We start from the raw sequence: 2,548 nt of genomic DNA on the forward strand, positions 1-2,548 counted from the left end.
GGCCGAGGAACACGTCCGCCGGCACCTGGATCTGCGCCGCCCACGGCAGGAGCTCGGCGGTCCGGCCGAGCCGCCCGGGGAACACGACGAGCGGCAGGATCATCCCGGAGAAGAACAGCGACATCACGAGCGTGACGGCGCTCAGGCCCCGGTCGTCGTGCAGCCAGAACATCCCCATCGCCACCAGGTAGCGCAGCCCGAAGCTCACCACCGTCGCCAGGACCAGCGCCACCGCGAACGCGGCCAGGTGCGCCGGACCCGGCCACCGGAACGGGAACGCCAGGGCGCCCGCCAGCAGCGGCGGTCCCGAGCGCAGCACCAGCGAGCTCGCGGCGCGGCCGAGGTCGTGGGCCAGCCACCAGCTCTGCAGCCCGGCGGGGCGGTGCAGGTCGATCGCGACGTCGCCGTTGCGGATGCGCTCGGTCAGCTCCATCCCGCCGAAGATCTGCACCGGCCCGATCAGCGCCTGGGTGACGAAGCAGAAGGTCACGGCGTCGGCGGCCGTGTACCCGCCGAGCGACGGCCGGACCTCCCACAGCGCCAGCAGAACGTAGGCGCGCAGGAAGCCGAACATCATGTTGGTGAGCGACTCGGTCAGGGACCCGAGCGGATAGGCGGTGTGACGGCGGAACCCGTACCACCACACCCACGGAAGGACGCCCACTTGCCGGAAGCCTAGACGGGCGCCCCACCCGCGACCACGTACTTTCGCACATAGACGGGCCCCCGGCGGGTCGCGCCGGGGGCCGGTCCACGTGCGGGACGAGCTCAGCCCTGCGGGATCTCGGGCTTGACGGGGGAGTAGAGCCAGTCCTTGAAGAACCCGCTCAGGTCCTGCCCGGCGACCCGCTGCGCCAGCGCCGTGAACTGCTCGGTCCTGGCGTTGCCGTACTTGTGCTGCGCGTACCACGTCCGGAGCAGGGTGAAGAACCTGTCGTCACCGATCTTCTCCCGGAGGAACTGCAGCATCATTCCGCCGCCGCTGTACACGCGGTCGTTGAACATGGTGTCGCGCTGCGGGTCGGCGGTCAGCACCGACCAGTACGGGCGTCCCGCCGCGTCGGGGAACGGGCGGGCGGCGTAGGTGGCGCGGGCCGCGTCGTGCACGGAACGGCCGCCGTGCACCTCGGTGTAGTACCACGCGGCCCAGGTGGCGAAGCTCTCGTTCAGCCAGACGTCCTTCCACCGCGCGGGCGAGACCGCGTCGCCGTACCACTGGTGCGCCAGCTCGTGCGCGATCGTGCCGGTGCTCCGCACGGCCGAGTACACGGGCTTGCTCTGCGTCTCCAGGGAGAACCCGAGCGGCTGGCCGTTGAAGCGGGCGTCGTCGGCGATCGCGCCGGTGCTGCCGAACGCGTACTCCCCGAACGTCTTGGACCAGAGGTCGGTGACCTCGCTGGTGGTGTCGTAGAAGAAGCTCACCGCGTCCGGCTGGGCGGCGAGCAGCTCGGGGTCGACGGCCGTGTAGTTGGGGACGCCGCGCGGCGTCCGGCCCTGCTTCACGTCCCACCTGCCGATGTCGATCGTGGTGAGGTAGCTGGCCATCGGGCTGTCCTCGCGCCACTTGAAGACCTCGGCGGGGGTCTTGGACACGCGGCGGCTGAAGCCCGCGACGGCGGAGCGGTGCCCCGCCGGGCGGCCGTTGGCGACGGCCGTCAGGCCCTTCGGCACCGTGATCGTGTAGTCGTAGGTGGCCTTGTCGCTCGGGTGGTCGTTGACGGGGAACCAGGTGCTGGCGCCGTTCGGCTCGCCGCCGACGAACGCGCCGTCGGGGGTGTGCAGGAAGCCGTAGGGGGACCCGAAGACGATCGGCGAGCCCACGATGGTCTGCGGCACGCCGCCGTACCTGATGACCGCGGTGAAGGTCCGGCCCTTGCGCAGCCCGTGCCGGGGCGTGATGACCAGCTCCTGGCCGCGCCGCTGGTAGCGGGCCTGGCCGCGGTCGACCCAGACCTTGTCGACGTCCATCCCGGACAGGTCGAGGTCGAACCGCGACAGGTTCTGGGTGGCGCGCGCGGTCACGGTCACGGTGCCGTCGAGCTGGTCGTAGTCGGGGTCGTAGCGCAGGTCCAGCGAGTAGTGGCGGACGTCGTAGCCGCCGTTGCCCTCCAGCGGGAAGTAGGAGTCGCCGACGCCGGGGGCGCCGGGGGTGAAGCGCCCGTACTGGCCCTGCCCGTCCGCGGAGGCGGCGGGCGCGAGCGCGAGCGCGACGACGCTCACCGCGGCGACGGCGAGCGGAAGCATCCGGCCGGGGATCGCCCGGGACCGGATGAACCGGGGGTCACGCGCCATCAGGGGTCCTCTCTCAGAGAGATCGACTAGCGGGGCTCACGATGCGCCCGCGCGGCGGCGTTTGTCGAGATCCATTGCCGAATGTGGCCGGAACGTGAGGGACGCACGAGGGTGGTGAGAGGGACGGCGCGGGTTGTGCCGGGACGCCGTAAGGCCCCCGCGGGTGTAGATGGCGGTGGCGAACCGGTCGGCGCGGGCCCCGGCGGCCGGCAGGCTCTTGCCGGTCGGCCGCAGGACGTACAGATCGGCGCGCGAA

3 protein-coding genes are annotated in these 2,548 nt (G+C 71.8%); all 3 read right to left on the reverse strand.

The window, feature by feature from the left end; genetic code table 11:
* A partial coding sequence (locus AB0C69_RS41035; RefSeq protein ID WP_360362045.1) for an ABC-2 family transporter protein occupies positions 1–664 on the reverse strand: 664 nt, incomplete at its 3' end.
* 104 nt (positions 665–768) lie between these two features.
* Positions 769–2,292, reverse strand: coding sequence for a M1 family metallopeptidase (locus tag AB0C69_RS41040; protein ID WP_360362048.1), 1,524 nt, complete (start codon positions 2,290–2,292; stop codon positions 769–771).
* A gap of 36 nt (positions 2,293–2,328) precedes the next feature.
* The coding region (locus AB0C69_RS41045) for a hypothetical protein (protein WP_360362051.1) at positions 2,329–2,548 on the reverse strand (220 nt) is incomplete at its 5' end.

It is taken from the genome of Actinomadura sp. NPDC048032 (assembly GCF_040653175.1).
In the GTDB taxonomy this organism is placed as follows: Bacteria; Actinomycetota; Actinomycetes; order Streptosporangiales; family Streptosporangiaceae; genus Spirillospora; species Spirillospora verrucosospora.